This is a genomic window from Micromonospora sp. CNZ299, assembly GCF_002754415.1.
In genome coordinates, this window is the sequence record NZ_PEFG01000001.1 from 594,715 (window position 1) to 616,629 (window position 21,915).

The window sequence follows — 21,915 nt, forward strand, 5'->3', positions numbered from 1 at the left end:
CGGCGTCGGGGAGGGGCCTCCCTCGTAGGTAGTGAGGAGATGTCCGTGACGGGTATCCGCAAGGTGTTGGCCGCCGTTCTCGTCGGGCTGGCCCTGACCCTGTTTTCCGCTGCCCCGGCGGCCGCTCAGGCCGACAAGCTCAAACTGACGGTGGCCGGCGACGGGGCTGAGGGAGTCACCATCCAGGCCGTCTACGCCGACGGCCGCCGGCTGGACCGGGTGGTGCGGTTGGTCCTCACCGCCACCGGCCCGGACGGGCAGAAGGTCGGGCCGGTGCAACTGGAGCCACAGCCCGAGGGGCAGGGCTTCTACAGCAGCGGCCCGGTGCTCTCCACCGGCACGTGGAAGGTGACGGTGAGCTCCCCCGCTCCGCTCAAGAGCGAGGCCACCGCCACGGTGCAGGCCCGGGCAGCACAGTCACCACCGGTGCCCGCGCCGGTCGCGGTGACCAGAACGACTGACGGAGACCGCGGGGCGGGTGCCGGCTGGTGGCCGTTCGCGGCGGCCGGCCTCGTGCTCGTCGCCGCGGCGATGGGGGTGGCCATGCTCTTCGGCCGCCGCCGCACCGGTACGCAGAACGACTGACCGACTCGACATCCTTGAAGTCGGGGCTTCCCGGACCGCAGGACGCCCCGACTTCAAGGAACGCGAGTGGATCACGCGCCGGCGGTCGCCCGCCGCGCTCAGAGGATGGCGCGCAGCGCCGCCAGATCCTCGTCGCTGGGCTCCCAGGTGCCGGCAGCGGCGTTGGCCACCACCTGCTCGGGCGTGGTGGCACCGGCGATCACCGAGGTCACCGCCGGCTGGGCGGCCAGCCCGCCGATCGCCACCTGGAGCATGCTCAGACCCCGCTCGGCCGCGTACGCCTCGATCGCCTCGATGGTGTCCCAGTCGGCTGCGGCGAGCCGTTCCGCGTACCGGCCACCACCGGAGAGCCGGCTGCCGGCGGGCGGCTGGGCCTCCCGCTTGTACTTGCCGGTGAGCAGGCCGTTGGCGAGCGGGAAGAACGGCAGCATGCCGAGGCCGAACCGCTCGCAGGCCGGGATCACCTCGGCCTCCACCGAACGCTCCAACAGGCTGTAGTGGTTCTGCGCGCTGATGAAGCGGGCCCGACCGTTGGACGACGCGACCCAGTCCGCGTCGCCGATCTGCCAACCGGCGAAGTTGGAGTTGCCCAGGTAACGCACCTTGCCGTCGCGGACCAGGTCGTCCAGGGCGGCGAGGGTCTCGTCGATCGGGGTGCCCGGGTCGGGCTCGTGCATCTGGTAGAGGTCGATGTGGTCGGTGCCGAGCCGGCGCAGCGACGCCTCCACGGCCCGGGCGATGTAGCGCCGCGAACCCCGGGCACCGAAGTCCGGCCCGTTGAGGCCGTTCATGTCCATGCCGAACTTGGTGGCCACCACCACGTCGTCCCGGCGTCCCTTGAGCGCCTGCCCGAGCAGTTCCTCGGAGCCGCCCTGCGGTTCGCCGTAGATGTCGGCGGTGTCGAAGAGGGTGATTCCGGCGTCCAGGGCGGCGTCCACCACCGCGCGCGTGCCGTCGAGGTCGAGCTTTCGGCCGAAGTTGTTGCAGCCGATGCCGACCACGGACACCACGAGCCCGGAGTCGCCCAGCCGGCGATAGGTCATCTCAGTCACGAGATCCACCCTATGCCGGCCAGGTGCGGGCCACCCCGGCGGCGGCTCAGCCCACCACCTCGGTGACCAGCTCGCGGGCAGCACGGATGGTGGCTGCCAACTCGGCGGGGCTGTGGCCGACGGCGCCGAGCAGTGCCTGCGCCCGCTGCTCGAAGTCCGGCGGCGCGCCGGGCAGCTGCCCCGCGGCGGCGATCATCCCCTTCTCGTTGACCAGCCACCGGCCCGCTCGGGCGTGCAGCACCTGGGCGAGCACCCCTACCACCCGGAACAAGCAGCCGGCGACGTACCCGCTGTCCCCGCCGACGCTGGCCTTGGCCGCGCCGGTCAACAGAAACCCGGCCTCCCAGCCGCTGGCCACCAGCGCGTCGGCCAGCGCGGGCGGGTACTCCCCGGCCTGCTCCTTCAACCGGGCCAGCTCGTGGGTCGGATCCGCGAGAACCTGACACAGCGCCACCTCACCGACATAGGCCGACGAGTAGAACCCGAGCGGGTGCCCGGCCTGCACCCCGACCTCGTACCGGCCGGCCCGGCAGTCCGTCCAGACCCGGTGCACCCGGTCGAGGTCCCGGTAGATCCAGTCCACGGCTACCCCGCCGATCCGCAGCCAACCACCGCCGTCGACCCAGGGGCCCCATCCACCCGGGGCGGTGAGCGCGACGTCGGCGTCGTCGGTGACTGTCGCGGCGACCGCACGCAGCGCCGGCACGTCCAGCTCGCCCCGGTAGTACAGGCCCAGGTCCCAGTCGGAGTCCGGGCGCTGCTCGCCACGTGCCCGGCTACCACCGAGCGCCACGGCGACCACCCCCCGGACGGCGCAGAGCCGGTCGGGCAGGTCGGCGGGGATCACCCGACGTCCCAGACCGGTTCCGGGGTCTCGACCACTTCGTTGTCGCCTCGGAACAGCACGAACCGGTCGAAGGACCGGGTGAACCAGCGGTCGTGGGTGACCGCGATCACCGTTCCGTCGAACGCGTTCAGACCCGCCTCCAGTGCCTCGGCGCTGGCCAGGTCGAGGTTGTCGGTGGGTTCGTCGAGCAGCAGCAGGGTCGCCCCGGACAACTCCAGCAGCAGCACCAGGAACCGGGCCTGCTGCCCACCGGAGAGCGTGCCGAAGCGCTGGTCGCCCTGCGCGGCCAACTCGTAGCGGCTGAGCACCCCCATCGCGGCGTGCCGGTCCATTCCGGTGCGATGCTCGTCACCCCGCCAGAGGATCTCGACCAGCGTCTTCGACATCAGCTCCGGCCGGTCGTGGGTCTGGGAGAAGTGACCGGGTCGGACCCGGGCACCGAGGCGGGCCGTGCCGTCGTGCGCCACCGGGGCGAGCGCGCCCGCCCCGTCGACCGGCCCGTTCGCCGGGTCGGGGTCGGTGCCGCCCCGGGCCAGCAACCGCAGGAAGTGCGACTTGCCGCTGCCGTTGGCACCGAGCACCGCCACCCGGTCGCCGTACCAGATCTCCAGGTCGAAGGGGAAGGTCAGGCCGTCGAGCTCAAGCTGCTCGCAGATGACCGCGCGCTTGCCGGTCCGCCCGCCGCTCAGCTGCATCCGGATGTCCTGGTCCTTCGGCGGTACGGGCGGCGGCCCGGCCTCCTCGAACTTGCGCAGCCTGGTCTGCGCGGCTTGGTAGCGCGAGGCCAACCCGTCGTTGTACGCGGCCTTCTGCTTGTACATCAGCATCAGCTCGCGCAGCTTCTGGTGCTCCTCGTCCCAGCGACGACGCAGCTCGTCGAGGCGGGCGTGCCGGGCCACCCGGGCGGAGTGCCAACTGGCGAAGCCACCCGGGTGCACCCAGGCGCTGCCGCCCTCGACGGCGACCACCCGGTCGGCGCTCTGGGCCAGCAGCTCGCGGTCGTGCGACACGTAGAGCACCGACTTGGTCGACTCGCGCAGTCGCGCCTCCAGCCAGCGTTTGCCGGGCACGTCGAGGAAGTTGTCCGGCTCGTCGAGCAGCAGCACCTCGTCCGGGCCGCGCAGCAGCAGCTCCAACGCGAAGCGCTTCTGCTGGCCACCGGAGAGGGTGCGCACCGGCCGGTCCCGCACGGTGTCCCAGGGCAGGCCGAGCACGATTGTCGCGACGGTGTCGAAGAGCACCTCGGCGTCGTACCCGCCGGCCTCGCCCCAGGCGCCGAGCGCGTCGGCGTACGCCAACTGGGCCTTGCCCGCGGCGTTGCTGAACTTGCCGTGGGCCTCGGCCGCCCGCATGGCCGTCTCGGTCTCGCCGAGCCGGCGGCCGGCGTCGCGCAGCGCGGGCGGGGCCAGCGACAGGGCGAGGTCGGCGAGCGTCGACTCGTCCCCGATCATGCCGATGAACTGGCGCATGACGCCCAGCCCACCGGCGCGCGCGACGACGCCGCTCCGCACCGGCAGGTCACCGGCGACCATTCGCAGCAGCGTCGTCTTCCCCGCCCCGTTCGGGCCGACCAGGGCGACCTTGGCGCCCTCCCCGACCCGGAACGACACGTCGGCGAAGAGTTCCCTACCGTCGGGCAGGATGTGCCCGACCCCTGCCACGTCCACGTATCCCACGCGGGGATCCTGCCCCAGCGAGGGGCGGAGGGTATATCCAATTACCGGGTGACTCGCAGCACCCGGAAGCCCTTCTGGCTGGCGTGCCGCTCCACCTGCCAGCTCTGCTCGGTGAGCCAGCGTTGCAGCGAGTCGCCGCCGAGGTGCCGGGCGACGACCAGCCAGCCGACGCCGTCCGGCGCGAGCCGGGGCAGCCACCGCAGCAGCAGGTCGTGCAGCCCGTCCTTACCGATCCGAATGGGAGGGTTGGACCAGATCTGGGCGAACGAGACGTCCGCCGGCACGTCGTCCGGCGCGCTGACCCGGACCCGGTCGCCAGCGCCGATCCGGACCGCGTTGGCGGCGGTCAGCTCGCGGGCGCGGGCGTTGACGTCGACGGCCCAGACGGTGCTCGCGGGCGCGAGGTCGGCCAGCACGCAGCTGATCGGCCCGAACCCGCAGCCCAGGTCGAGCAGGTCGCCGCTGGTGTCGGCTGCGGGCAGCTCGGCTTTGCGCAGCAGCACTGCGGTGCCCGGGTCGAGCCGGCTGGCGGAGAAGACCCCGCCGGCCGAGGCGAGCCGGTAGTCGCGGTCGGCGACGGAGAACTCGATCTCGCGCGCCGGGGCGTCGCTGGCAGGCTGCGCGGTGAAGTAGTGGTCGCCGGTCACGCCGGCAATTCTCGCACCGGCCCGGGCCGGCCACGACACGGCCTACGCACACAATTCCTGGATATTATCCCCAAAAGGGACAATGGCTCTTACTCTGGGCGACATGGTGTATCGGTACGAGTCCGATGAGGACGCTTTCGAGGAGTACCCGGAGCCCGGGTCCGACCTGTCGGTGCTCGGCGCCGGTCCGCCCCCGCCCGCCGGGCCCTCTCCGTCCCGCTTCCCCACGCCGTCGCTGCCGCGAGCGAACCAGCTCTCGCTGCCGTCGTCGTCGCCACCGCCGCCGCCACCGCCACGGCCGTCTCGTGCCGAGACGCCGCCCGCCACGCCCCGTGGCCACGTCTACAGCTCGGCGTCGCCGATAGAGCCATCAGCCCGACGCGGCGGCGGCCGACTCTGGCAGGTGCTGATCGGCGGCGCAGCCGTCCTGGTGCTGCTCGCCCTCTGCGGCCTGGGCGCCGCCGCGCTGCTCGACAACCGCGACCAGCAACCGCAGGCCACCCCGACGTTCCAGCCGAACGCCGCCCCGACGTCCGCCGCGGCGCAAAGGCTCACCCTGGACTCCCGGGACACCGACCAGGCCCCGCTCACCGCCAAGGAACTCTTCCCCGGCAAGGAGTTGAAGCTCAACGACGGCCAGCCGAGCTACCAGGTCCTCAAGACCCAGTCCAGCGCCAGCTGTGCCGTCGCCGCCACCGGCGAGGTCGCCGACCTGCTGGTCCGACTCGGCTGCAACCAGATCGTCCGGGCCACGCTGCGGACACCCGACGGGGACCACCTGGTCACCGCCGGCCTGTTCAACCTCACCGACAAGGTCAGTGCGGAACGGGCCCGGGACCGGATCCGGCCGCTGCTCGACGAACGGCAGGGCCGGTTCCGTGGCCTCACCGCCGGCGAGGGCGACGGCACCGACGTGCTGGCCAGCGCCCCGGCGCGGGTGGGCTGGCAGGTCCGGGGCCACTACCTGGCGTACGCGCTGGTGGTCCAGAAGGACGGCGCTGCGATCAAGGCGGGAGACGCCAAGGTCGGCGAGATCCTGTTCGACATGATCGAGCTGCACCTCAGCCGGGGGGTGTTGCAACAGCGGGCCGACGGTGGCAGCGCCGGACAGCCGACGGCGGCGCCGACCGGCAGCAGCGGAACCCAGGGTGGCAGCACCGACGACGGCGAACTGCCGGGCAACTGACCGGCACGCCGTCGACGGTCAGCCCTCGACCGGGACCCGCAGCCGGCGGGTGAGGTCGGCACGGCGGGCGTAGTCGGCCGGGTCGGCCGGGTAGCCGACCGCGACGAGGGTCAACCCGCGCGCCGGGGCCACTGTCACCTCACTGGAGCGAACCTCACTGGTGAGCAGGCTGCCCGGCCACTCGACCGGGCGGCGGCCGTCGCCCGCCACCAGCATCGCCCCCACCAGGCTGCGCACCATCGCCTGGCAGAACGCGTCGGCCTGCACGGTGGCCACCAGGATGCCGTCCGGGTCGCGACGCCAGTCCAGCCGGGTCACCTCGCGCAGTGTGGTCGCGTTCTCCTTGCGCCGGCAGTACGCGGCGAAGTCGTGCTCACCGACCAGACCGCTCGCCGCGGCGTTCAGCGCGGCCAGGTCCAGGGGCTTGGGCCAGGCCAGCACCTCGTGCCGCCGCAGCGGCTCCGCGCCGAAGGGCGCGTCGGTGACCCGGTACTCGTAGCGCCGGAAGGTGGCCGAGAACCGGGCGTCGAAGTCGGACGGCACCTCGGTCATCGCCCGCACCCGTACGTCGGTGGGGAGCAGGCGGGCCAGCCGACGCAGCAGCCGCCCGTCGTGCTCCCGCCACACGTCGACGGGCAGGTCCAGGTGGCACACCTGCCCGGTGGCGTGCACTCCCGCGTCGGTCCGCCCGGCCACCGTCAGCCCGGTGGCCGTACCGGCGCCGAGGACGAGGTCCAGGGTCTCGACCAGCACCCCCGCGACGGTGCGCCGGGTCGGCTGGGCGGCCCAGCCGGAGAAGCCCGTGCCGTCGTACGAGACGTCCAGCCGCAGCCGGATCCGCTCGTCCACCTCGTACCTCCTGTCATGGGTCGGGCCCGACACCCCGATGGGGTGCCGGGCCCGACGTTGCCCTTGATCAGGCCTTGTTCTCGGTGGCCTCGTCGCTGTCCTCACGGGCGGCGTCGGTGTCACCGGACGCCGACACCGGCGCCTCGGAGTCCTGGTCGGCCGGAGCCGACTTCGGGGTCTCGTCGGCCGGGGCGAGCGCCTCGACCTTGTCCTGCTGCGCGGCCTTGCGGGCGGCGGTCTTCTTGTTCGCCTTCGGCTCGGCGACCTGAAGCTCCTCCACCAGCTCGATGATGGCCATCGGCGCGTTGTCACCCTTGCGCGGACCGGTCTTCACGATCCGGGTGTAACCGCCGGGGCGGTTGGAGTACCGGGGCGCGATCTGGTCGAACAGGGCGTAGACCACGTCCTTGTCCTTGACGACACCCAGCACCCGCCGCCGCGAGGCGAGGTCACCGCGCTTGGCCTTGGTGATGAGCTGCTCGGCCAGCGGACGCAGCCGGCGAGCCTTCGTCTCGGTGGTCTGGATCTTGCCGTGCTGGAACAGCGCGGTCGCCAGGTTGGCGAGCATCAGCCGCTCGTGCGAGGGGCTGCCGCCGAGGCGGGGGCCCTTGGTGGGCGTGGGCATTTTTGGTGCTCCTCAGTTGTGGCGGCAGCGCGGACTAGAGCTGCTCGGTCTCGCGGTAGTCGTCGGTGTCGTAGTCGGCCTCGCCGAAGGTGTCCACGACGTGCGCCGGGTCGAAGTTCGGAGCCGAGTCCTTCAGCCCGAGACCCATCCCGGCGAGCTTCATCTTGACCTCGTCGATCGACTTCTGCCCGAAGTTGCGGATGTCGAGGAGGTCGGCCTCGGTACGCCCGATGAGCTCACCAACGGAGTTGATGCCCTCGCGCTTGAGGCAGTTGTAGGAGCGGACGGTGAGGTCCAGCTCCTCGATCGGCAGTGCGAGGTCCGCCGCCAGCTGGGCGTCCTGCGGGGACGGCCCGATGTCGATGCCCTCGGCGGTCTCGTCCAGCTCCCGGGCCAGCCCGAACAGCTCGACCAGCGTCGAACCGGCGGAGGCCAGCGCGGTACGCGGACCCATCGACGGCTTGGTCTCGACGTCGATGATCAGCCGGTCGAAGTCGGTGCGCTGCTCGACACGGGTCGCCTCGACGCGGTAGGTCACCTTCAGCACCGGCGAGTAGATCGAGTCGACCGGGATGCGGCCGATCTCGGCGCCGGACTGCTTGTTCTGCGCCGCCGTCACGTAGCCCCGGCCCCGCTCGACGGTCAGCTCCATGTCGAGCCGGCCCTTGCCGTTGAGGGTGGCGAGCTTGAGATCCGGGTTGTGCACCGAGACGCCGGCCGGCGGCTGGATGTCCCCCGCGGTCACGTCGCCCGGGCCCTGCTTGCGCAGGTACATGCTGACCGGCTCGTCGTGCTCGGAGCTGACGCACAGCTCCTTGATGTTCATGACGAGCTCGACCACGTCCTCCTTGACACCGGGGATCGTGGTGAACTCGTGCAGCACGCCGTCGATCTTGATCGAGGTGACGGCCGCGCCCGGGATCGACGACAGCAGCGTGCGCCGCAGCGAGTTGCCCAGGGTGTAGCCGAAGCCCGGCTCCAGCGGCTCGATGGCGAACCGGGACCGGGTCTCGTTGATCGACTCCTCGGACAGGGAGGGTCGCTGGCTGATGAGCATCTTTTCTCTTCTCTTCCGGGGCGCCCGCTATATGACGCCCACGACACAAACTGTTCCGGTGGCCCGCCCCCGGGAGGGCGGGCCACCGAACGAGCTCGAACTACTTGGAGTAGAGCTCGACGATCAGCTGTTCCTGGACCTGCGTGTCGATGACCTGCCGGGCCGGGAGGGAGTGCACGAGCACCTTCATCTGGCTCGGGATGGCCTCAAGCCACGCCGGAACCGTCTTCGAGCCGGCCTGAGCCTGCGCGACGATGAACGGGGTGAGCTCCTTGCTCTTGCCCCGAACCTCGATGATGTCGTGCTCCTTGACGCGGTACGACGGGATGTCGACCTTCTTGCCGTTCACCGTGAAGTGACCGTGCTTGACCAGCTGGCGGGCCATGTCCCGCGAGTGGGCGTAGCCGGCCCGGTAAACGACGTTGTCCAGCCGCGACTCGAGGATCTGCAGGAGGACCTCACCGGTCTTGGCCTGCTTGCCAACGGCTTCCTCGTAGTAACCGCGGAACTGCTTCTCCAGCACGCCGTAGACACGACGGGCCTTCTGCTTCTCGCGGAGCTGGAGCAGGTACTCCGTCTCCTTCGTGCGGCCGCGGCCGTGCTGCCCGGGCGGGAACGGCCGGGACTCGAACGGGCACTTCGGACCATCGCACTTGCTGCCCTTGAGGAACAGCTTCATCTTCTCCCGCCGGCAACGGCGGCAGTCTGCACCGGTGTAACGAGCCATCTCTCTCTACCTCTCAGACCCGGCGACGCTTCGGCGGACGGCACCCGTTGTGCGGCTGCGGGGTGACGTCGGCGATCTGCCCGACCTCGAGGCCCACGGCCTGCAGCGAACGGATGGCGGTTTCCCGGCCGGAGCCGGGGCCCTTGACGAACACGTCGACCTTGCGCATGCCGTGCTCCATGGCGCGACGCGCGGCAGCCTCGGCGGCCAGCTGCGCGGCGAACGGAGTCGACTTGCGGGAGCCCTTGAAGCCCACCTGGCCAGCGGAGGCCCAGGAGATGACCGCACCGGTCGGGTCCGTGATGGACACGATGGTGTTGTTGAACGTGCTCTTGATGTGCGCCTGCCCGTGGGCGACGTTCTTGCGTTCCTTGCGCCGGACCTTCTTGACAGCGGCTCCGGCACGAGCCTTCGGTGGCATAAGTCTGTGCGCTCCTAGTTGACTTTCCGGATTGGGCCGGGCGGGCCGGTCTTCCTGGACCCGACATCGACCCGAATTCCGGTCAAAATCTACTTCTTGCCGGGCTTCTTCTTGCCGGCGACGGTCCGCTTCGGGCCCTTGCGGGTCCGTGCATTGGTCTTGGTCCGCTGGCCACGCACGGGCAGACCCCGGCGGTGCCGGATGCCGGCGTAGCAGCCGATCTCAACCTTGCGGCGGATGTCAGCGGCGACCTCGCGGCGCAGGTCGCCTTCAACCTTGTAGTTGCCCTCGATGTGGTCGCGGAGCTGCACGAGCTCCTCGTCCGTGAGGTCCCGAGCGCGCTTGTCCGGCGAGATGCCGGTAGCGGCGAGTGTCTCCTGGGCACGGGTGCGACCGAGCCCGAAGATGTAGGTGAGCGCGATTTCCATCCGCTTCTCGCGGGGGAGATCCACGCCGACTAGACGTGCCATGTGCGGGCGTACTCCTCGTGATGTGTGGCGGAGGTGTGGACCCGTCCCATCCCGCTACCGACTGTCCCGTCCTTCCGACGCGGTGAGCGCCGGCGACCGGGAACGGTCGCTGCCCGAGCGGGCCCCGGCCTCCGACCGGGGGTCAGCCACGCAGGAGTACGTCTCGCGTACCGCTCGTGGCTGGGACGAGCATGTGTGATGTGTGTGTCGCTGAGGATCCGCCTGGACCAACGCCACCCGGCCGGTGTTACGGCCGGACGGGCTGAGTCAGCCCTGGCGCTGCTTGTGGCGCGGGTCGCTGCAGATGACCATGACCCGGCCGTGCCGGCGGATAACCCGGCACTTCTGGCAGATCCTCTTGACGCTCGGCTTGACCTTCACGGTTGCCTTACTTCCCATCTGGCCCGGGGACGCGCGTTGCACGACACCAGACGTCGAAGACGGACACGGGACTTCCCGGTCGTCGTCAGGACTACTTGTAGCGGTAGACGATGCGCCCGCGGGTCAGGTCGTACGGCGAGAGTTCGACGACGACCCGGTCCTCCGGAAGGATGCGGATGTAGTGCTGCCGCATCTTGCCGCTGATGTGAGCCAACACCTTGTGGCCGTTCGCGAGCTCCACCCGGAACATGGCGTTCGGCAGGGGCTCGATGACCCGACCCTCGATCTCAATGGCTCCGTCTTTTTTCGGCATGTCCTCCGCTGTCCTGACGTCGATTGCTCCGGGCGGCCCACAACGTCTTACACGGAAATCTGATCAGAATCAGAAGACCGCGCCAGCCGCGGCTCCAGGTCCCACCGAAGCGCAGGGTGGGCATGCCGGAGTGGACGCTGTGCGCCGATCTGAAAGTGTACGCCGGCCTGCAGTCGCACGCCAAACCGGCCACCCACCCACCCCCGTCCCCCACCCCCAGGCCCCATCCCCAGCCCCGTTGATCATGAAGTTAGCGTCGCGACACGCCGGGAACGGCCGCGATAACCTCATGATCGACGGGCGGGGGTGGGCCTGGGGGTTGGTTGGGGTTGGGGGTCAGGTTGGTGGTGGGGGATTTTCTGGGTCGGTGGTGGGGGGTTTGCGCTTTGCCCGTTTGCGCTGTCGCTTGACCGCTTGGCGCCTTGGCTCTCCCCCGGCCAGCCCGGTGACCGTCTGGACCGCCAGCACCGCGCCCCACGGCCCCGCCACCCAGGCCGGCCAGAAGTAGAGCAGGTCCTGACTGAGCAGCGACGTCACCGCCCAGATGGTCACCACGATGGCGATCACCTTCAGGTACGGCAGCCACACCTCGGCCAGCCAGCGGGCCGTGACGCCGCGCGCCACCGGCGCAGGCTGGTCACCGACACTCGGCGGGGCAGCCGGGGTGAGCGGCGACAGCGCCGAACGCTCCACCGGCGCAACCGGCGGCAGGTCGGTCAGCAGCCCGTCCAACTCGGCGTACGTGCGCGCGGCGTAGGCCCGCTGCAACCGCTCGTCATACTCGTGCAGATCCAGCCGGCCCTCGTTGAGGGCGACCCGCAACCGGTCGGCCACCGCCGTCCGGTCCGAGTCCGAGGCTCGCATCCCGTCGCGACCGTCCATGCCGGCAAGCATGCCACCGTCACGCCAGTCACGCCCCACCCCAGGGCTCGGTCGATCATGAGGTTATCGCCACCGACGCCGGCGTGTCGTGACCACAACTTCATGATCACGGGCGGTGCCGGGTGTGGAGGCCCTGGGGGTGAGGGCTTCAGGGGGTTTTGGAGGCGGCGGGCTGACGGGCGGTCACCAGGTCGCCCAGGCGGGCCCGGCCGCCGTCGAACGCGGTCAGCACCCAGACCCCGTCCGGCAGCAGAGCCATCGAATGCTCGACGTGCGCCGCCACCGAGCCGTCGCGGGTCACCACCGTCCAGCCGTCGGACAACTCGACAGTACGCGGGGACGCCATCGTGATCATCGGCTCGATGGCCAACGCCATGCCGGGGACCAGGCGTGGACCCTTGCCCGGCCGACCGTGGTTGAGCACGTGCGGGTCCTGGTGCATCTCGGTGCCGATGCCGTGCCCGCCATAGCCGTCGACGATGCCGTACCGGCCACCCTTGCGGACGGCGGTCTCCACCGCGTGCGAGATGTCGGTGAGTCGGCCCTTGCCGCTGGCCGCACCGCGGGCGGCGGCGGCGATGCCGGCCCACATCGCGTCCTCGGCCACCGCGGCCATCTTCAGCAGAGCCGGGTCGACCTCGCCGACCCCGACGGTGATCGCAGAGTCGCCGTGCCACCCGTCCAGGACCGCACCGCAGTCGATCGAGATCAGGTCACCGGCCTGGAGCACCTGCTTCGGCGACGGGATGGCATGCACGATCTGCTCGTTGACCGAGGAACAGATCGACGCCGGGAAACCGTGGTAGCCCTTGAACGACGGAACGCCACCCGCCTCGCGGATGGTCGACTCGGCGATGGCATCCAGATCGGCGGTGCTCACGCCGGGGGCGACAGCCTCCCGCATCCGGCGGAGCGCCTCGGCGACCACCAGCCCGGCGGCCCGCATCTTCTCGATCTGGTCAGGGGTCTTCAGCTGGATGTCCAGCTGGGGACGACGCATGGAGCGATTACCTTTCGTTGCCGAACAGCGGGGCACATAACGCGTACCCCGCTGTTCGCACTCTATCCGCCGTGGCCCGGCCGGACCTCAGCCGCCGTACGACCGCAGGGCGTCGATGGCCCGGGTGGTCACGTCCTCCACCGGGCCGGTGGCGTCGATCCCGACCAGCTTGCCCTGAGCGCCGTAGTAGTCGACCAGGGGTGCGGTCTTCTCGCTGTATTCGCGGAGCCGGGTCGCGATCGTCTCCGGCTTGTCGTCGTCGCGCTGGAACAGCTCGGCGCCGCACCGGTCACAGATGCCGGGCCGGGTCGTGGCGTCGAACTCGACGTGCCAGATCTTGCCGCAACCCCGGCAGGTGCGCCGGCCGGAGAGCCGCCGGATCACCTCGTCGTCGTCGACCACCAGCTCCAGGACCAGATCGAGCGCGGTGCCCAGGTCAGCGAGGAGCTTGTCCAGAGCGGCCGCCTGCGGAGTGGTCCGCGGGAAACCGTCGAGAAGGAAACCCTCGCTGGCGTCGGGCTCGGCCAGCCGGTCCCGGACCATGTTGATGGTGACCTCGTCCGGAACCAGCTCGCCCGCGTCCATGTAGCGCTTCGCCTCGACCCCGAGCGGCGTGCCCTGGGTGACGTTCGACCGGAAGATGTCTCCAGTCGAGATCTTCGGCACCGAGAGGTGCGCGGCGATGAACTCGGCCTGTGTGCCCTTGCCCGCCCCCGGCGGGCCAACCAGAACGAGTCTCATCTACCGCAGGAACCCTTCGTAGTTCCGCTGCATGAGTTGGCTCTCGATCTGCTTCACGGTCTCCAGACCGACGCCGACCATGATGAGCACAGCGGTGCCGCCGAACGGGAAGTTCTGGTACTGCTGGTTGTCCAGCCAGATGAAGAAGAAGTTCGGCAGGATCGAGATGACGCCCAGGTAGAGCGCGCCCGGCAGGGTGATCCGACTGAGGATGAAGTCCAGGTAGTCGGCGGTCGGCTTGCCCGGGCGGATGCCCGGCACGAACCCGCCGTACTTCTTCATGTTGTCCGCGACCTCGGTCGGGTTGAACGTGATCGAGACGTAGAAGTACGTGAAGAAGATGATCAGCAGGAAGTAGACCGCGATGTAGATCGGGCTGCTCGGGTTGACCAGGTTGTTCTGGATCCACGACTGGGTCTTGCCCGGGTCGGTCTGGTCGAAGAACTGCAGGGCCAGCTGCGGCAGGTAGAGCAGCGACGAGCCGAAGATGACCGGGATGACACCCGCCTGGTTGACCTTCAACGGGATGTAGGTCGAGGTGCCGCCGTACATCCGCCGGCCGATCATCCGCTTGGCGTACTGCACCGGGATGCGGCGCTGCGCCTGCTCGATGAAGGTGACCGCAGTGATGACCACCAGGACCAGCGCGATGACCAGGGCGAACTTCCCCCAGCCCTGGCTGGTCTTGATGTTCCAGCCCTCGCTGGGCAGCCGCGCCGCGATCGAGGTGAAGATCAGGACGGACATGCCGTTGCCGACGCCCCGGTCGGTGATCAGCTCACCGAGCCACATGACCATGCCGGTGCCGGCGGTCATCGTCATCACCAGGATGGTCAGGGTCAGCCAGTCCGGGATGCCGGTGCCGGTGGGGATGATCGGGAACTGGTCGCAGCGGTTCTGGAACAGCTGCCCCGAGCGGGCCAGGGCCACGAACGCCGAGGCCTGCAGCACACCGAGGCCGAGGGTCAGGTAGCGCGTGTACTGCGTGATCTTCGCCTGACCGGCCTGGCCCTCCTTGCGGAGCTGCTCCAGACGCGGGATCACGACGGTCAGCAGCTGCAGGATGATCGACGCGGTGATGTAGGGCATGATGCCCAGCGCGAAGACCGAGAGCTGTAGCAGCGCTCCGCCGGAGAAGAGGTTGAGCAGGTTCACCACCCCGGTGGTGTCACCCTGGATGGTGTCGAGGCACTTCTGCACGTTGCCGTACGAGACGCCCGGGCTGGGGAGCGTCGCGCCCAGCCGGTAGACCGCAATGATGCCTACTGTGAACAGCAGCTTCTTGCGCAGGTCAGGCGTACGGAACGCACTGAGAAAGGCGGACAGCAACTTCTTCCTCCTGCGCGAGGCGGGCCGCCGGTGATCCCTGGCGGGTCGGGGTGGATCACGGGCGAGCGCCCGCAATCCATGGCTGGGATGGGACTCTAACAGCCCCACCCCGGTCCGGGCAGATGCGCCCGACTACATAAATCGATTCCGATATTACCGGGCGCTCAGGCCCCAGGCAGACCATGGCGCCCGCCAGTTGCTCACAACTGGACGGGCGCCATGGGTTGTACGCCTTACAGCTCGGTGACGGAGCCACCGGCAGCAGCGATCTTCTCCTTGGCCGACGCACTGAACGCGTGCGCAGACACCTGGAGCGCCACACCGCCGAGATCCCCGGTGCCGAGGACCTTGACCGGGTGACCCTTGCGGACCGCGCCGGACTCGACGAGCTCCAGCGGGCCGACCTGACCACCATTCGGGAACAGCTCAGCGAGCCGGTCCAGGTTGACCACCTGGAAGACGACCTTGAACTTGTTCTTGAAGCCCTTCATCTTCGGAAGGCGCATGTGGATGGGCATCTGCCCACCCTCGAACGCCGCCGAGATGTTCTTACGGGCCTTGGAACCCTTGGTGCCGCGACCAGCGGTCTTGCCCTTGGAACCCTCACCGCGACCCACACGGGTCTTCGCAGTCTTGGAACCGGGCGCCGGGCGCAGGTGGTGAACCTTGATCGTCATTACTCGACCTCCTCGACCTTCACGAGGTGGCTCACAGTGAAGATCATGCCGCGGATCTCGGGCCGGTCCTCCTTGACCACCACGTCGTTGATCCGCTTGAGACCGAGCGAACGCAGCGACTCACGCTGGTTGTGCTTGGTCCCGATACCGGACCGGAGCTGGGTGACCTTCAGACGTGCCATCAGCGAGCCACCCCCGCACGCGACGCCAGCATGGCTGCCGGCGCGACGTCCTCCACCGGCAGACCACGACGCGCCGCGACCTGCTCGGGGGACTCAAGCCCCTTCAGGGCCGCCACGGTGGCGTGCACGATGTTGATCGGGTTCGACGAGCCGAGGCTCTTCGAGAGCACGTCGTGGATCCCGGCGCACTCCAGCACGGCGCGCACCGGACCACCGGCGATGACACCCGTACCGGCCGAGGCCGGCTTGAGCAGCACGACGCCAGCGGCGTCCTCACCCGTGATCGGGTGCGGGATCGACTGGCCGATCCGCGGAACCTTGAAGAAGTGCTTCTTGGCCTCCTCGACACCCTTGGCGATGGCCGCGGGCACCTCCTTGGCCTTTCCGTAGCCCACGCCGACCGTGCCGTCGCCGTCGCCCACGATCACCAGGGCGGTGAAGCTGAAGCGACGACCACCCTTCACGACCTTGGCGACGCGGTTGATCGCGACGACCCGCTCAAGGTGCGGGGTCTTCTCGACGGGCGCGTTTCCGCGGCCGCCCTCACGGCGGTTGTCGCGGCGACCACCCTCGTTGCCACCGGACCCGCCGCCACGGCGCTGTTGACCTGGCATCAGCAGCCTTCCTTATCTCTCGTGACGGGGTTGTTAGAACTCGAGCCCGGCTTCGCGGGCGGCGTCGGCAAGCGCGGCGACTCGCCCCGCGTACCGGTTGCCACCGCGGTCGAAGACGACCTTGGAGACGCCGGCGGCCTTGGCCCGCTCGGCGAGCAGCGCGCCCACCTTGCCAGCCAGGGCGCTCTTGTCGCCCTCCGTACCACGCAGCGAGGCGTCCAGGCTCGACGCCGACGCCAGGGTGTGACCCTTGGTGTCGTCGACGACCTGGGCAACCATGTGCCGCAGCGAGCGGGTGACGACCAGGCGCGGACGCTCGGCCGTACCACTGACGTTCTTGCGGACGCGGAAGTGCCGACGCGCACGCCCGACGGCGCGCTTGGCGGCAACGCCGCGGCGGCGCTTGAGCAGCGTGGCGCTCACTTCTTACCTGCCTTTCCAGCCTTGCGGCGGATGACCTCGCCCTGGTACTTCACGCCCTTGCCCTTGTAGGGCTCCGGCGGGCGGATCTTCCGGATGTTGGCGGCGACCTCACCGACCTGCTGCTTGTCGATGCCAGCCACGTGGAACAGGGTCGGCCGCTCCACCGTGAAGGTGATGCCCGCCGGGGCGGGGACGACCACCGGGTGCGAGAACCCGAGCGCGAACTCGAGGTCCGAACCCTTGGCGGTGACCCGGTAACCGGTGCCGGCGATCTCCAGGCTCTTGCGGTAGCCCTCGGTGACACCGACGATCATGTTGGCGACCAGCGTACGGCTCAGGCCGTGGAGTTCCTTGGCCTTGCGCTCGTCGTTCGGCCGGTTGACGCTCAGCTGCCCATCCTCGGCCCGCTCGACCGTGATCGGCTCGGCGAGGGTGTGCTCAAGCTGGCCCTTGGGGCCCTTGACCTTGACGGTCTGCCCGTCGATCGTGATGTCGACGCCGGCTGGCACCGGGATCGACTTACGTCCAATTCGCGACATTTCTACCAGTCTCCCGTTACCAGACGAAGGCGAGGACTTCCCCGCCAACACTCCGCTTGCGGGCCTGCCGGTCGGTCAGCAGTCCCTGGGACGTCGAAATGATCGCCACGCCCAGCCCACCGAGCACCCGCGGGAGCCCGTCCGACTTGGCGTACACCCGGAGACCGGGCTTGGACACGCGCTTGATGCCGGCCAGGCTCCGCTCGCGGCTCTGGCCGTACTTCAGCTCGACGACCAGTCGCTTGCCGACGGCGCCCTCTTCGGGCTCCTCGACCGACCAGGCAGCGATGTAACCCTCGGCCTTCAGGACCTCGGCGATGTTCGCCTTGATCTTGGAGTAGGGCATCTTCACCTGATCGTGGTACGCCTGGTTGGCGTTACGCAGACGCGTGAGCATGTCTGCGATCGGGTCGGTCATCGTCATGGATTTCGTCAGCCTTTCTCGCCGGGGTTCCCCGGGCATCAGCCCCGGGCCTACGGCGAAGAGCAATACCTAATCGGTGCAGGAGTTCCCGGCCGACGGCCGGGACGCGGTCGCCCTTACCAGGAAGCCTTGGACACGCCCGGCAGCTCACCACGGTGAGCCATCTCCCGGATGCAGACCCGGCAGAGCCCGAACTTGCGGTAGACCGCCTTCGGACGCCCGCACCGCTGGCAGCGGGTGTACGCGCGAACCGAGAACTTCGGCTTCGCGGCCGCCTTGATGATCAGCGCCTTCTTGGCCATCTCAGTTCTCCTTGAACGGGAAGCCCAGGAGCTTGAGCAGCGCCCGGCCCTCGTCGTCGGTCGTGGCGGTCGTGACCACCGTGATGTCCATGCCCCGCTGGCGATCGATCCGGTCCTGGTCGATCTCGTGGAACACCGACTGCTCGGTCAGACCGAACGTGTAGTTGCCGTGCCCGTCCAGCTTGCGCCCGTCCAGGCCGCGGAAGTCGCGGATACGCGGCAGCGCGATGGAGAGCAGCCGGTCCAGGAACTCCCACATCCGGTCGCCACGAAGGGTGACCTTCGCGCCGATCGGCATGCCCTCGCGGAGCTTGAACTGCGCGATGGACTTGGTCGCCCGCCGCACCTGCGGCTTCTGGCCGGTGATCGTGGCGAGGTCGCGGACCGCGCCGTCGATCAGCTTGGCGTCGCGAGCAGCCTCGCCGACACCCATGTTGACGACGACCTTGACCAGCCGCGGCACCTGCATGGGGTTGCCGTAGCTGTGCTGCTCACGCAGCTGGGCCACGATCTCGTTGCGGTACCGCTCCTTGAGGCGCGGCAGGGTCTTTTCGGTAGCCGTGGTCATCACAGGTCCTTACCGGTGCTACGCGCGATGCGGACCTTCTGGCCGTTGTCGTCGATCCGGTAACCGACGCGGGTCGGCTTGCCGTCGGAGTCCAGGACCTGCACGTTCGAGACGTGGATCGGGGCCTCCTGAGTGACGATGCCGCCGGTCTTGGCGCCACGCTGGGTGGTGCTGATACGGGTGTGCTTCTTGACCCGGTTCACGCCCTCGACCAGGACCTTGTCCTGCCGCGGGTAGGCCGCGATGACCTTGCCCTTGGCACCCTTGTCCTTGCCGGCGATGATGACGACCGTGTCGCCCTTCTTGACCTTCACGGTCACAACACCTCCGGCGCGAGGGAGATAATCTTCATGAACCGCTTGTCCCGCAGCTCCCGGCCCACCGGGCCGAAGATGCGGGTACCACGCGGGTCCCCGCCGTCCTTGATGATGACGGCGGCGTTCTCGTCGAAGCGGATGTACGAGCCGTCCGGCCGACGCCTCTCCTTGGCGGTGCGAACGACGACCGCCTTGACGACGTCGCCCTTCTTCACACCGGCACCCGGGATCGCGTCCTTGACCGTGGCCACGATGACGTCGCCGATGCTCGCGTAGCGCCGACCCGAGCCACCGAGAACCCGGATGCAAAGGATCTCCCGAGCACCCGTGTTGTCGGCGACGCGCAGTCGCGACTCCTGCTGAATCACGTCTATCTCCTATGTCTGCCGGTTCTCCGGCCGCCGTAGCGGCCGGCCGGAGCCTGGCGGAACCTACGCCCGACGCAACGCCGGGCTCGAGCCTTCGCTACTTGGCCTTTTCCAGGATCTCCACGATCCGCCAACGCTTGGTGGCGCTCAGCGGCCGGGTCTCCATGATGAGAACCCGGTCGCCGGTGCCAGCGGCGTTCTGCTCGTCGTGCACCTTCAACTTGGCCGTACGGCGCATGATCTTGCCGTACAGCGCGTGCCGAACCCGGTCCTCGACCTCGACCACGACGGTCTTGTCCATCTTGTCGCTGATCACCAGGCCCTCGCGGACCTTGCGGCGCGACCGCGCGGCGGCGGTGGCGGTCTCTTCGGTCATGATGCAGTCACCTCAGTCGGCGCGGCCGAGAGCCCCAGCTCACGCTCACGCATGATCGTGTAGATCCGGGCAATCTCCCGACGGATGACCTGCAGCCGCCGGTTGTTGTCCAGCTGCCCGGTTGCGGCCTGCACGCGGAGGTTGAACAGCTCCGCCTTGGCCTCCCGCAGCTTCGTGACCAGCTCCTCTTCGGAGAGCTCACGCAGCTCGGTCGCCTTAACGCCCGCTGCCATCAGGATTCACCCACTTCGCGCGTAACAATGCGGCACTTCATCGGGAGCTTGTGGATCGCGCGACGCATGGCCTCTCGCGCGATCTGCTCGTTGGGGAAGGACATCTCGAAGAGAACCCGCCCCGGCTTGACGTTGGCGACCCACCACTCGGGCGAACCCTTACCGGAACCCATCCGGGTCTCGGCAGGCTTCTTGGTGAGGGCCTGGTCCGGGAAGATCGTGATCCAGACCTTGCCACCACGCTTGATGTGGCGAGTCATCGCGATACGTGCCGACTCGATCTGCCGGTTCGTCACGTACGCCGGCTCGAGAGCCTGGATCCCGAACTCGCCGAAGACCACCCGGTTACCACCCTTGGACGCGCCACTGCGGTCCGGGTGGTGCGGCTTGCGGAAGCCCTTCGGGGGCTTGCGCGGCATCAGCATCTGTCAGCCCTCCTGCTGCGTTTCTGCCGGCTGAGTCGCGGCCGGAGCGGTAGCCGTTGCGGCGACAGCTGCGCTGTCGACCGGCTCGCCACTCGGCGTCTCGGCCTGCTGCGCGATGGTGGTCGCAGCAGCCCGGCCGGCCTCGGTGCCACCAGCCGTGGTGCCGGACGAACCCGACCGACCACGGCGCGGACGCTCGGGACGGTCGCCACGCTCACCACGACGCGGGCGGGACGGACCGGCCTCGGCCGGAGCCTCCCGGCCCGGAACGGCGTCGCCCTTGTAGATCCAGACCTTGACACCGATCCGGCCGAACGTCGTACGGGCCTCGAAGAAGCCGTACTCGATGTTGGCCCGCAGCGTGTGCAGCGGAACCCGGCCCTCACGGTAGAACTCGGTCCGGCTCATCTCGGCGCCGCCGAGGCGACCCGAGACCTGAACCCGAATGCCCTTGCAGACCGGGTTCTTCATCGCCGACTGCATGGCCTTGCGCATCGCCCGACGGAAGCTGACCCGGCTGGACAGCTGCTCGGCAACGCCCTGCGCAACCAGCTGGGCGTCCGACTCGGGGTTCTTCACCTCGATGATGTTCAGCTGAACCTGCTTGCCGGTGAGCTTCTCCAGCTCGCCGCGGATCCGGTCGGCCTCCGCACCCTTACGGCCGATGACAATGCCCGGCCGGGCGGTGTGGATGTCGACGCGAACCCGGTCGCGGGTGCGCTCGATGTCGACCTTGGAAATCCCGGCACGCTCGAGGCCCTTGGACATCATGCGGCGGATCTTGACATCCTCGCCGATGTAGTCCTTGTAGAGCTTGTCCGCGAACCAGCGGGACTTCCAGTCGGTCGAGATGCCGAGCCGGAACCCAGTGGGGTGAACCTTCTGACCCATTACTCGGCGTCCTCCGTCTTGCTCTGCGCTTCGGCCGGTGCGGCCTCCGTGGCCGGGGCGGCCTTCTTCGCCGCGGCCTTCCTCGGCGCTGCCGGCGCGACCGCTTCGACCGCCACAGTGATGTGGCAGGTGCGCTTGCGGATTCGGTACGCCCGACCCTGCGCCCGCGGCTGGAACCGCTTCATCGTCGGGCCCTCGTCAACGAAGGCCTCGCTGACGAGCAGCGCGTCAGGGTCCAGCCGCTCGTTGTTCTCCGCGTTGGCGATCGCGCTAGCGAGCACCTTGTACACCTGCTCGCTCGCAGCCTGCGGCGCGAACTGCAGCACCGTTAGCGCCTCCTTCGCGGGCAGGCCGCGGACGAGGTTGACCACCCGGCGCGCCTTCATCGGCGAGATGCGCACGTGCCGCGCAACCGCCCGCGCGCCCGGAAGCACCGGAGCGTCGCCCTTTCCTGGCATCGCTGTAACCCCTTGTTCCCTCTATCCGTATGCCCGCGGCGTCAGCGCCGACGGCTCTTCCGGTCGTCCTTCTCGTGACCCTTGAACGTGCGGGTCAGCGCGAACTCGCCGAGCTTGTGCCCGACCATCGCCTCGGTCACGAACACCGGGACGTGCTTACGTCCGTCGTGCACGGCGATCGTGTGCCCCAGCATCTCGGGGATGATCGTCGAGCGCCGCGACCAGGTCTTGATCACGTTCTTGGAACCCTTGTCGTTCTGTACTTCCACCTTCTTGAGCAGGTGGTCGTCGACGAACGGGCCCTTCTTCAGGCTGCGAGGCATGTCTTAT

Annotated in this window: 34 protein-coding genes; 2 read left to right on the plus strand and 32 right to left on the minus strand. The window is 69.1% G+C overall.

The window, feature by feature from the left end:
• The first annotated feature begins 39 nt into the window (after positions 1-39).
• Positions 40-585, plus strand: a complete 546-nt coding sequence (locus CLT68_RS02790) for a hypothetical protein (protein WP_247668408.1) — start codon at positions 40-42, stop codon at positions 583-585.
• A gap of 98 nt (positions 586-683) precedes the next feature.
• Here the strand turns inward: CLT68_RS02790 and CLT68_RS02795 are convergent, their stop codons facing one another.
• From CLT68_RS02795 to CLT68_RS02810, 4 genes are read right to left on the minus strand one after another with little or no spacing between them, the layout of a single operon-like run.
• On the minus strand, positions 684-1,646 hold the full coding sequence (locus CLT68_RS02795) for an aldo/keto reductase (RefSeq protein WP_199176973.1): 963 nt from the start codon (positions 1,644-1,646) through the stop codon (positions 684-686).
• 37 nt (positions 1,647-1,683) lie between these two features.
• A complete protein-coding gene (locus CLT68_RS02800; RefSeq protein ID WP_099848666.1) occupies positions 1,684-2,484 on the minus strand; it encodes a nucleotidyltransferase domain-containing protein in 801 nt (266 codons plus the stop codon).
• On the minus strand, positions 2,481-4,160 hold the full coding sequence (locus tag CLT68_RS02805; RefSeq protein ID WP_099848668.1) for an ABC-F family ATP-binding cassette domain-containing protein: 1,680 nt from the start codon (positions 4,158-4,160) through the stop codon (positions 2,481-2,483). The genes CLT68_RS02800 and CLT68_RS02805 overlap by 4 nt, the downstream gene beginning before the upstream one ends.
• A 41-nt stretch (positions 4,161-4,201) precedes the next feature.
• A complete protein-coding gene (locus CLT68_RS02810; RefSeq protein WP_088950222.1) occupies positions 4,202-4,807 on the minus strand; it encodes a class I SAM-dependent methyltransferase in 606 nt (201 codons plus the stop codon).
• Positions 4,808-4,910: 103 nt separating this feature from the next.
• On the opposite strand from CLT68_RS02810, the gene CLT68_RS02815 reads away from it, so the two are divergent.
• A complete protein-coding gene (locus CLT68_RS02815) occupies positions 4,911-5,993 on the plus strand; it encodes a hypothetical protein (protein WP_486482059.1) in 1,083 nt (360 codons plus the stop codon).
• 18 nt (positions 5,994-6,011) lie between these two features.
• Here the strand turns inward: CLT68_RS02815 and truA are convergent, their stop codons facing one another.
• From truA to rpsS, 28 genes are all read right to left on the minus strand, one after another.
• Positions 6,012-6,842, minus strand: coding sequence for a tRNA pseudouridine(38-40) synthase TruA (truA, locus tag CLT68_RS02820; RefSeq protein ID WP_099848672.1), 831 nt, complete (start codon positions 6,840-6,842; stop codon positions 6,012-6,014).
• 67 nt (positions 6,843-6,909) lie between these two features.
• The gene (rplQ, locus tag CLT68_RS02825; RefSeq protein WP_088950225.1) at positions 6,910-7,467 is read right to left on the minus strand and encodes a 50S ribosomal protein L17; all 558 of its coding nucleotides are present in this window, start codon (positions 7,465-7,467) and stop codon (positions 6,910-6,912) included.
• A 34-nt stretch (positions 7,468-7,501) separates the two neighbouring features.
• Positions 7,502-8,524: a DNA-directed RNA polymerase subunit alpha gene (locus CLT68_RS02830; protein WP_007465227.1), complete on the minus strand. Its 1,023-nt coding sequence runs from the start codon at positions 8,522-8,524 to the stop codon at positions 7,502-7,504.
• A 100-nt stretch (positions 8,525-8,624) separates the two neighbouring features.
• Positions 8,625-9,251, minus strand: coding sequence for a 30S ribosomal protein S4 (gene rpsD / locus CLT68_RS02835; RefSeq protein ID WP_030489600.1), 627 nt, complete (start codon positions 9,249-9,251; stop codon positions 8,625-8,627).
• A 13-nt stretch (positions 9,252-9,264) separates the two neighbouring features.
• Positions 9,265-9,672 (minus strand): 30S ribosomal protein S11, encoded by a 408-nt coding sequence (gene rpsK, locus CLT68_RS02840; protein WP_030329919.1) that lies wholly within the window; start codon positions 9,670-9,672, stop codon positions 9,265-9,267.
• A gap of 89 nt (positions 9,673-9,761) precedes the next feature.
• Positions 9,762-10,142 carry a 30S ribosomal protein S13 gene (gene rpsM, locus CLT68_RS02845; protein ID WP_088950226.1) on the minus strand — a complete coding sequence of 127 codons (381 nt, stop codon included), beginning with the start codon at positions 10,140-10,142 and terminating at the stop codon, positions 9,762-9,764.
• Positions 10,143-10,409: 267 nt separating this feature from the next.
• Positions 10,410-10,523, minus strand: a complete 114-nt coding sequence (rpmJ, locus tag CLT68_RS02850) for a 50S ribosomal protein L36 (protein WP_088952025.1) — start codon at positions 10,521-10,523, stop codon at positions 10,410-10,412.
• Between the two features lie 91 nt (positions 10,524-10,614).
• Positions 10,615-10,836, minus strand: coding sequence for a translation initiation factor IF-1 (gene infA / locus CLT68_RS02855; RefSeq protein WP_007073013.1), 222 nt, complete (start codon positions 10,834-10,836; stop codon positions 10,615-10,617).
• 336 nt (positions 10,837-11,172) lie between these two features.
• Entirely contained in the window at positions 11,173-11,718 is a 546-nt protein-coding gene (locus tag CLT68_RS02860; protein ID WP_199176974.1) for a DUF1707 SHOCT-like domain-containing protein, read from the minus strand.
• 148 nt (positions 11,719-11,866) lie between these two features.
• Entirely contained in the window at positions 11,867-12,718 is an 852-nt protein-coding gene (map, locus tag CLT68_RS02865) for a type I methionyl aminopeptidase (RefSeq protein ID WP_099848674.1), read from the minus strand.
• An 87-nt stretch (positions 12,719-12,805) separates the two neighbouring features.
• Positions 12,806-13,459 (minus strand): adenylate kinase, encoded by a 654-nt coding sequence (locus CLT68_RS02870; RefSeq protein ID WP_088950228.1) that lies wholly within the window; start codon positions 13,457-13,459, stop codon positions 12,806-12,808.
• A complete protein-coding gene (gene secY, locus CLT68_RS02875) occupies positions 13,460-14,788 on the minus strand; it encodes a preprotein translocase subunit SecY (protein ID WP_099848676.1) in 1,329 nt (442 codons plus the stop codon).
• A gap of 233 nt (positions 14,789-15,021) precedes the next feature.
• Complete coding sequence (gene rplO / locus CLT68_RS02880; RefSeq protein ID WP_030329906.1) at positions 15,022-15,465, minus strand: 50S ribosomal protein L15; 444 nt, start codon at positions 15,463-15,465, stop codon at positions 15,022-15,024.
• Positions 15,465-15,647, minus strand: a complete 183-nt coding sequence (gene rpmD / locus CLT68_RS02885; protein WP_007465262.1) for a 50S ribosomal protein L30 — start codon at positions 15,645-15,647, stop codon at positions 15,465-15,467. The genes rplO and rpmD overlap by 1 nt, the downstream gene beginning before the upstream one ends.
• Entirely contained in the window at positions 15,647-16,261 is a 615-nt protein-coding gene (gene rpsE, locus CLT68_RS02890) for a 30S ribosomal protein S5 (RefSeq protein ID WP_088950231.1), read from the minus strand. The genes rpmD and rpsE overlap by 1 nt, the downstream gene beginning before the upstream one ends.
• 33 nt (positions 16,262-16,294) lie before the next feature.
• On the minus strand, positions 16,295-16,684 hold the full coding sequence (gene rplR, locus CLT68_RS02895) for a 50S ribosomal protein L18 (protein ID WP_088950232.1): 390 nt from the start codon (positions 16,682-16,684) through the stop codon (positions 16,295-16,297).
• Positions 16,681-17,223 carry a 50S ribosomal protein L6 gene (rplF, locus tag CLT68_RS02900; RefSeq protein ID WP_088950233.1) on the minus strand — a complete coding sequence of 181 codons (543 nt, stop codon included), beginning with the start codon at positions 17,221-17,223 and terminating at the stop codon, positions 16,681-16,683. The genes rplR and rplF overlap by 4 nt, the downstream gene beginning before the upstream one ends.
• Before the next feature lie 16 nt (positions 17,224-17,239).
• Positions 17,240-17,647, minus strand: a complete 408-nt coding sequence (rpsH, locus tag CLT68_RS02905) for a 30S ribosomal protein S8 (protein WP_088950234.1) — start codon at positions 17,645-17,647, stop codon at positions 17,240-17,242.
• Positions 17,648-17,763: 116 nt separating this feature from the next.
• The gene (locus tag CLT68_RS02910; protein ID WP_007465272.1) at positions 17,764-17,949 is read right to left on the minus strand and encodes a type Z 30S ribosomal protein S14; all 186 of its coding nucleotides are present in this window, start codon (positions 17,947-17,949) and stop codon (positions 17,764-17,766) included.
• Position 17,950: 1 nt separating this feature from the next.
• The gene (gene rplE / locus CLT68_RS02915; protein WP_088950235.1) at positions 17,951-18,517 is read right to left on the minus strand and encodes a 50S ribosomal protein L5; all 567 of its coding nucleotides are present in this window, start codon (positions 18,515-18,517) and stop codon (positions 17,951-17,953) included.
• Complete coding sequence (rplX, locus tag CLT68_RS02920) at positions 18,517-18,837, minus strand: 50S ribosomal protein L24 (protein ID WP_179781030.1); 321 nt, start codon at positions 18,835-18,837, stop codon at positions 18,517-18,519. Before rplX ends, rplE begins: the two co-directional genes overlap by 1 nt.
• On the minus strand, positions 18,834-19,202 hold the full coding sequence (rplN, locus tag CLT68_RS02925; protein WP_007465279.1) for a 50S ribosomal protein L14: 369 nt from the start codon (positions 19,200-19,202) through the stop codon (positions 18,834-18,836). The genes rplX and rplN overlap by 4 nt, the downstream gene beginning before the upstream one ends.
• Positions 19,203-19,299: 97 nt before the next feature.
• Positions 19,300-19,578: a 30S ribosomal protein S17 gene (gene rpsQ / locus CLT68_RS02930; protein ID WP_030489590.1), complete on the minus strand. Its 279-nt coding sequence runs from the start codon at positions 19,576-19,578 to the stop codon at positions 19,300-19,302.
• On the minus strand, positions 19,575-19,811 hold the full coding sequence (rpmC, locus tag CLT68_RS02935) for a 50S ribosomal protein L29 (protein ID WP_007465283.1): 237 nt from the start codon (positions 19,809-19,811) through the stop codon (positions 19,575-19,577). Before rpmC ends, rpsQ begins: the two co-directional genes overlap by 4 nt.
• Positions 19,811-20,236, minus strand: a complete 426-nt coding sequence (rplP, locus tag CLT68_RS02940) for a 50S ribosomal protein L16 (RefSeq protein ID WP_007465292.1) — start codon at positions 20,234-20,236, stop codon at positions 19,811-19,813. Before rplP ends, rpmC begins: the two co-directional genes overlap by 1 nt.
• 3 nt (positions 20,237-20,239) lie before the next feature.
• Entirely contained in the window at positions 20,240-21,127 is an 888-nt protein-coding gene (gene rpsC, locus CLT68_RS02945; RefSeq protein ID WP_088950236.1) for a 30S ribosomal protein S3, read from the minus strand.
• Positions 21,127-21,585, minus strand: a complete 459-nt coding sequence (gene rplV / locus CLT68_RS02950) for a 50S ribosomal protein L22 (protein ID WP_007465297.1) — start codon at positions 21,583-21,585, stop codon at positions 21,127-21,129. The genes rpsC and rplV overlap by 1 nt, the downstream gene beginning before the upstream one ends.
• A gap of 41 nt (positions 21,586-21,626) precedes the next feature.
• Positions 21,627-21,908 (minus strand): 30S ribosomal protein S19, encoded by a 282-nt coding sequence (gene rpsS / locus CLT68_RS02955; RefSeq protein WP_007465299.1) that lies wholly within the window; start codon positions 21,906-21,908, stop codon positions 21,627-21,629.
• Between the last annotated feature and the right edge of the window lie 7 nt (positions 21,909-21,915).

Excerpts from the sequence above, each read along its gene's own strand:
- rpsK (WP_030329919.1), bottom strand. The coding sequence starts at position 9,672 with ATGCCACCGAAGGCTCGTGCCGGAGCCGCTGTCAAGAAGGTCCGGCGC.
- rpmC (WP_007465283.1), bottom strand. The coding sequence starts at position 19,811 with ATGGCAGCGGGCGTTAAGGCGACCGAGCTGCGTGAGCTCTCCGAAGAG.
- rplV (WP_007465297.1), bottom strand. The coding sequence starts at position 21,585 with ATGCCAGGAAAGGGCGACGCTCCGGTGCTTCCGGGCGCGCGGGCGGTT.
- rpsM (WP_088950226.1), bottom strand. The coding sequence starts at position 10,142 with ATGGCACGTCTAGTCGGCGTGGATCTCCCCCGCGAGAAGCGGATGGAA.
- CLT68_RS02790 (WP_247668408.1), top strand. The coding sequence starts at position 40 with ATGTCCGTGACGGGTATCCGCAAGGTGTTGGCCGCCGTTCTCGTCGGG.
- CLT68_RS02910 (WP_007465272.1), bottom strand. The coding sequence starts at position 17,949 with ATGGCCAAGAAGGCGCTGATCATCAAGGCGGCCGCGAAGCCGAAGTTC.
- rpsS (WP_007465299.1), bottom strand. The coding sequence starts at position 21,908 with ATGCCTCGCAGCCTGAAGAAGGGCCCGTTCGTCGACGACCACCTGCTC.
- rpsE (WP_088950231.1), bottom strand. The coding sequence starts at position 16,261 with ATGCCAGGTCAACAGCGCCGTGGCGGCGGGTCCGGTGGCAACGAGGGT.
- rplO (WP_030329906.1), bottom strand. The coding sequence starts at position 15,465 with ATGACGATCAAGGTTCACCACCTGCGCCCGGCGCCCGGTTCCAAGACT.
- rpsQ (WP_030489590.1), bottom strand. The coding sequence starts at position 19,578 with ATGACCGAAGAGACCGCCACCGCCGCCGCGCGGTCGCGCCGCAAGGTC.
- infA (WP_007073013.1), bottom strand. The coding sequence starts at position 10,836 with ATGCCGAAAAAAGACGGAGCCATTGAGATCGAGGGTCGGGTCATCGAG.
- rplQ (WP_088950225.1), bottom strand. The coding sequence starts at position 7,467 with ATGCCCACGCCCACCAAGGGCCCCCGCCTCGGCGGCAGCCCCTCGCAC.
- map (WP_099848674.1), bottom strand. The coding sequence starts at position 12,718 with ATGCGTCGTCCCCAGCTGGACATCCAGCTGAAGACCCCTGACCAGATC.
- CLT68_RS02830 (WP_007465227.1), bottom strand. The coding sequence starts at position 8,524 with ATGCTCATCAGCCAGCGACCCTCCCTGTCCGAGGAGTCGATCAACGAG.
- CLT68_RS02860 (WP_199176974.1), bottom strand. The coding sequence starts at position 11,718 with ATGGACGGTCGCGACGGGATGCGAGCCTCGGACTCGGACCGGACGGCG.
- rpsC (WP_088950236.1), bottom strand. The coding sequence starts at position 21,127 with ATGGGTCAGAAGGTTCACCCCACTGGGTTCCGGCTCGGCATCTCGACC.
- rplF (WP_088950233.1), bottom strand. The coding sequence starts at position 17,223 with ATGTCGCGAATTGGACGTAAGTCGATCCCGGTGCCAGCCGGCGTCGAC.
- rpsD (WP_030489600.1), bottom strand. The coding sequence starts at position 9,251 with ATGGCTCGTTACACCGGTGCAGACTGCCGCCGTTGCCGGCGGGAGAAG.
- rplE (WP_088950235.1), bottom strand. The coding sequence starts at position 18,517 with ATGACCACGGCTACCGAAAAGACCCTGCCGCGCCTCAAGGAGCGGTAC.
- rpmD (WP_007465262.1), bottom strand. The coding sequence starts at position 15,647 with ATGGCACGTCTGAAGGTCACCCAGCTCCGGTCCGGTATCGGGACCAAG.
- rpsH (WP_088950234.1), bottom strand. The coding sequence starts at position 17,647 with ATGACGATGACCGACCCGATCGCAGACATGCTCACGCGTCTGCGTAAC.
- rplP (WP_007465292.1), bottom strand. The coding sequence starts at position 20,236 with ATGCTGATGCCGCGCAAGCCCCCGAAGGGCTTCCGCAAGCCGCACCAC.
- CLT68_RS02815 (WP_486482059.1), top strand. The coding sequence starts at position 4,911 with ATGGTGTATCGGTACGAGTCCGATGAGGACGCTTTCGAGGAGTACCCG.
- CLT68_RS02870 (WP_088950228.1), bottom strand. The coding sequence starts at position 13,459 with ATGAGACTCGTTCTGGTTGGCCCGCCGGGGGCGGGCAAGGGCACACAG.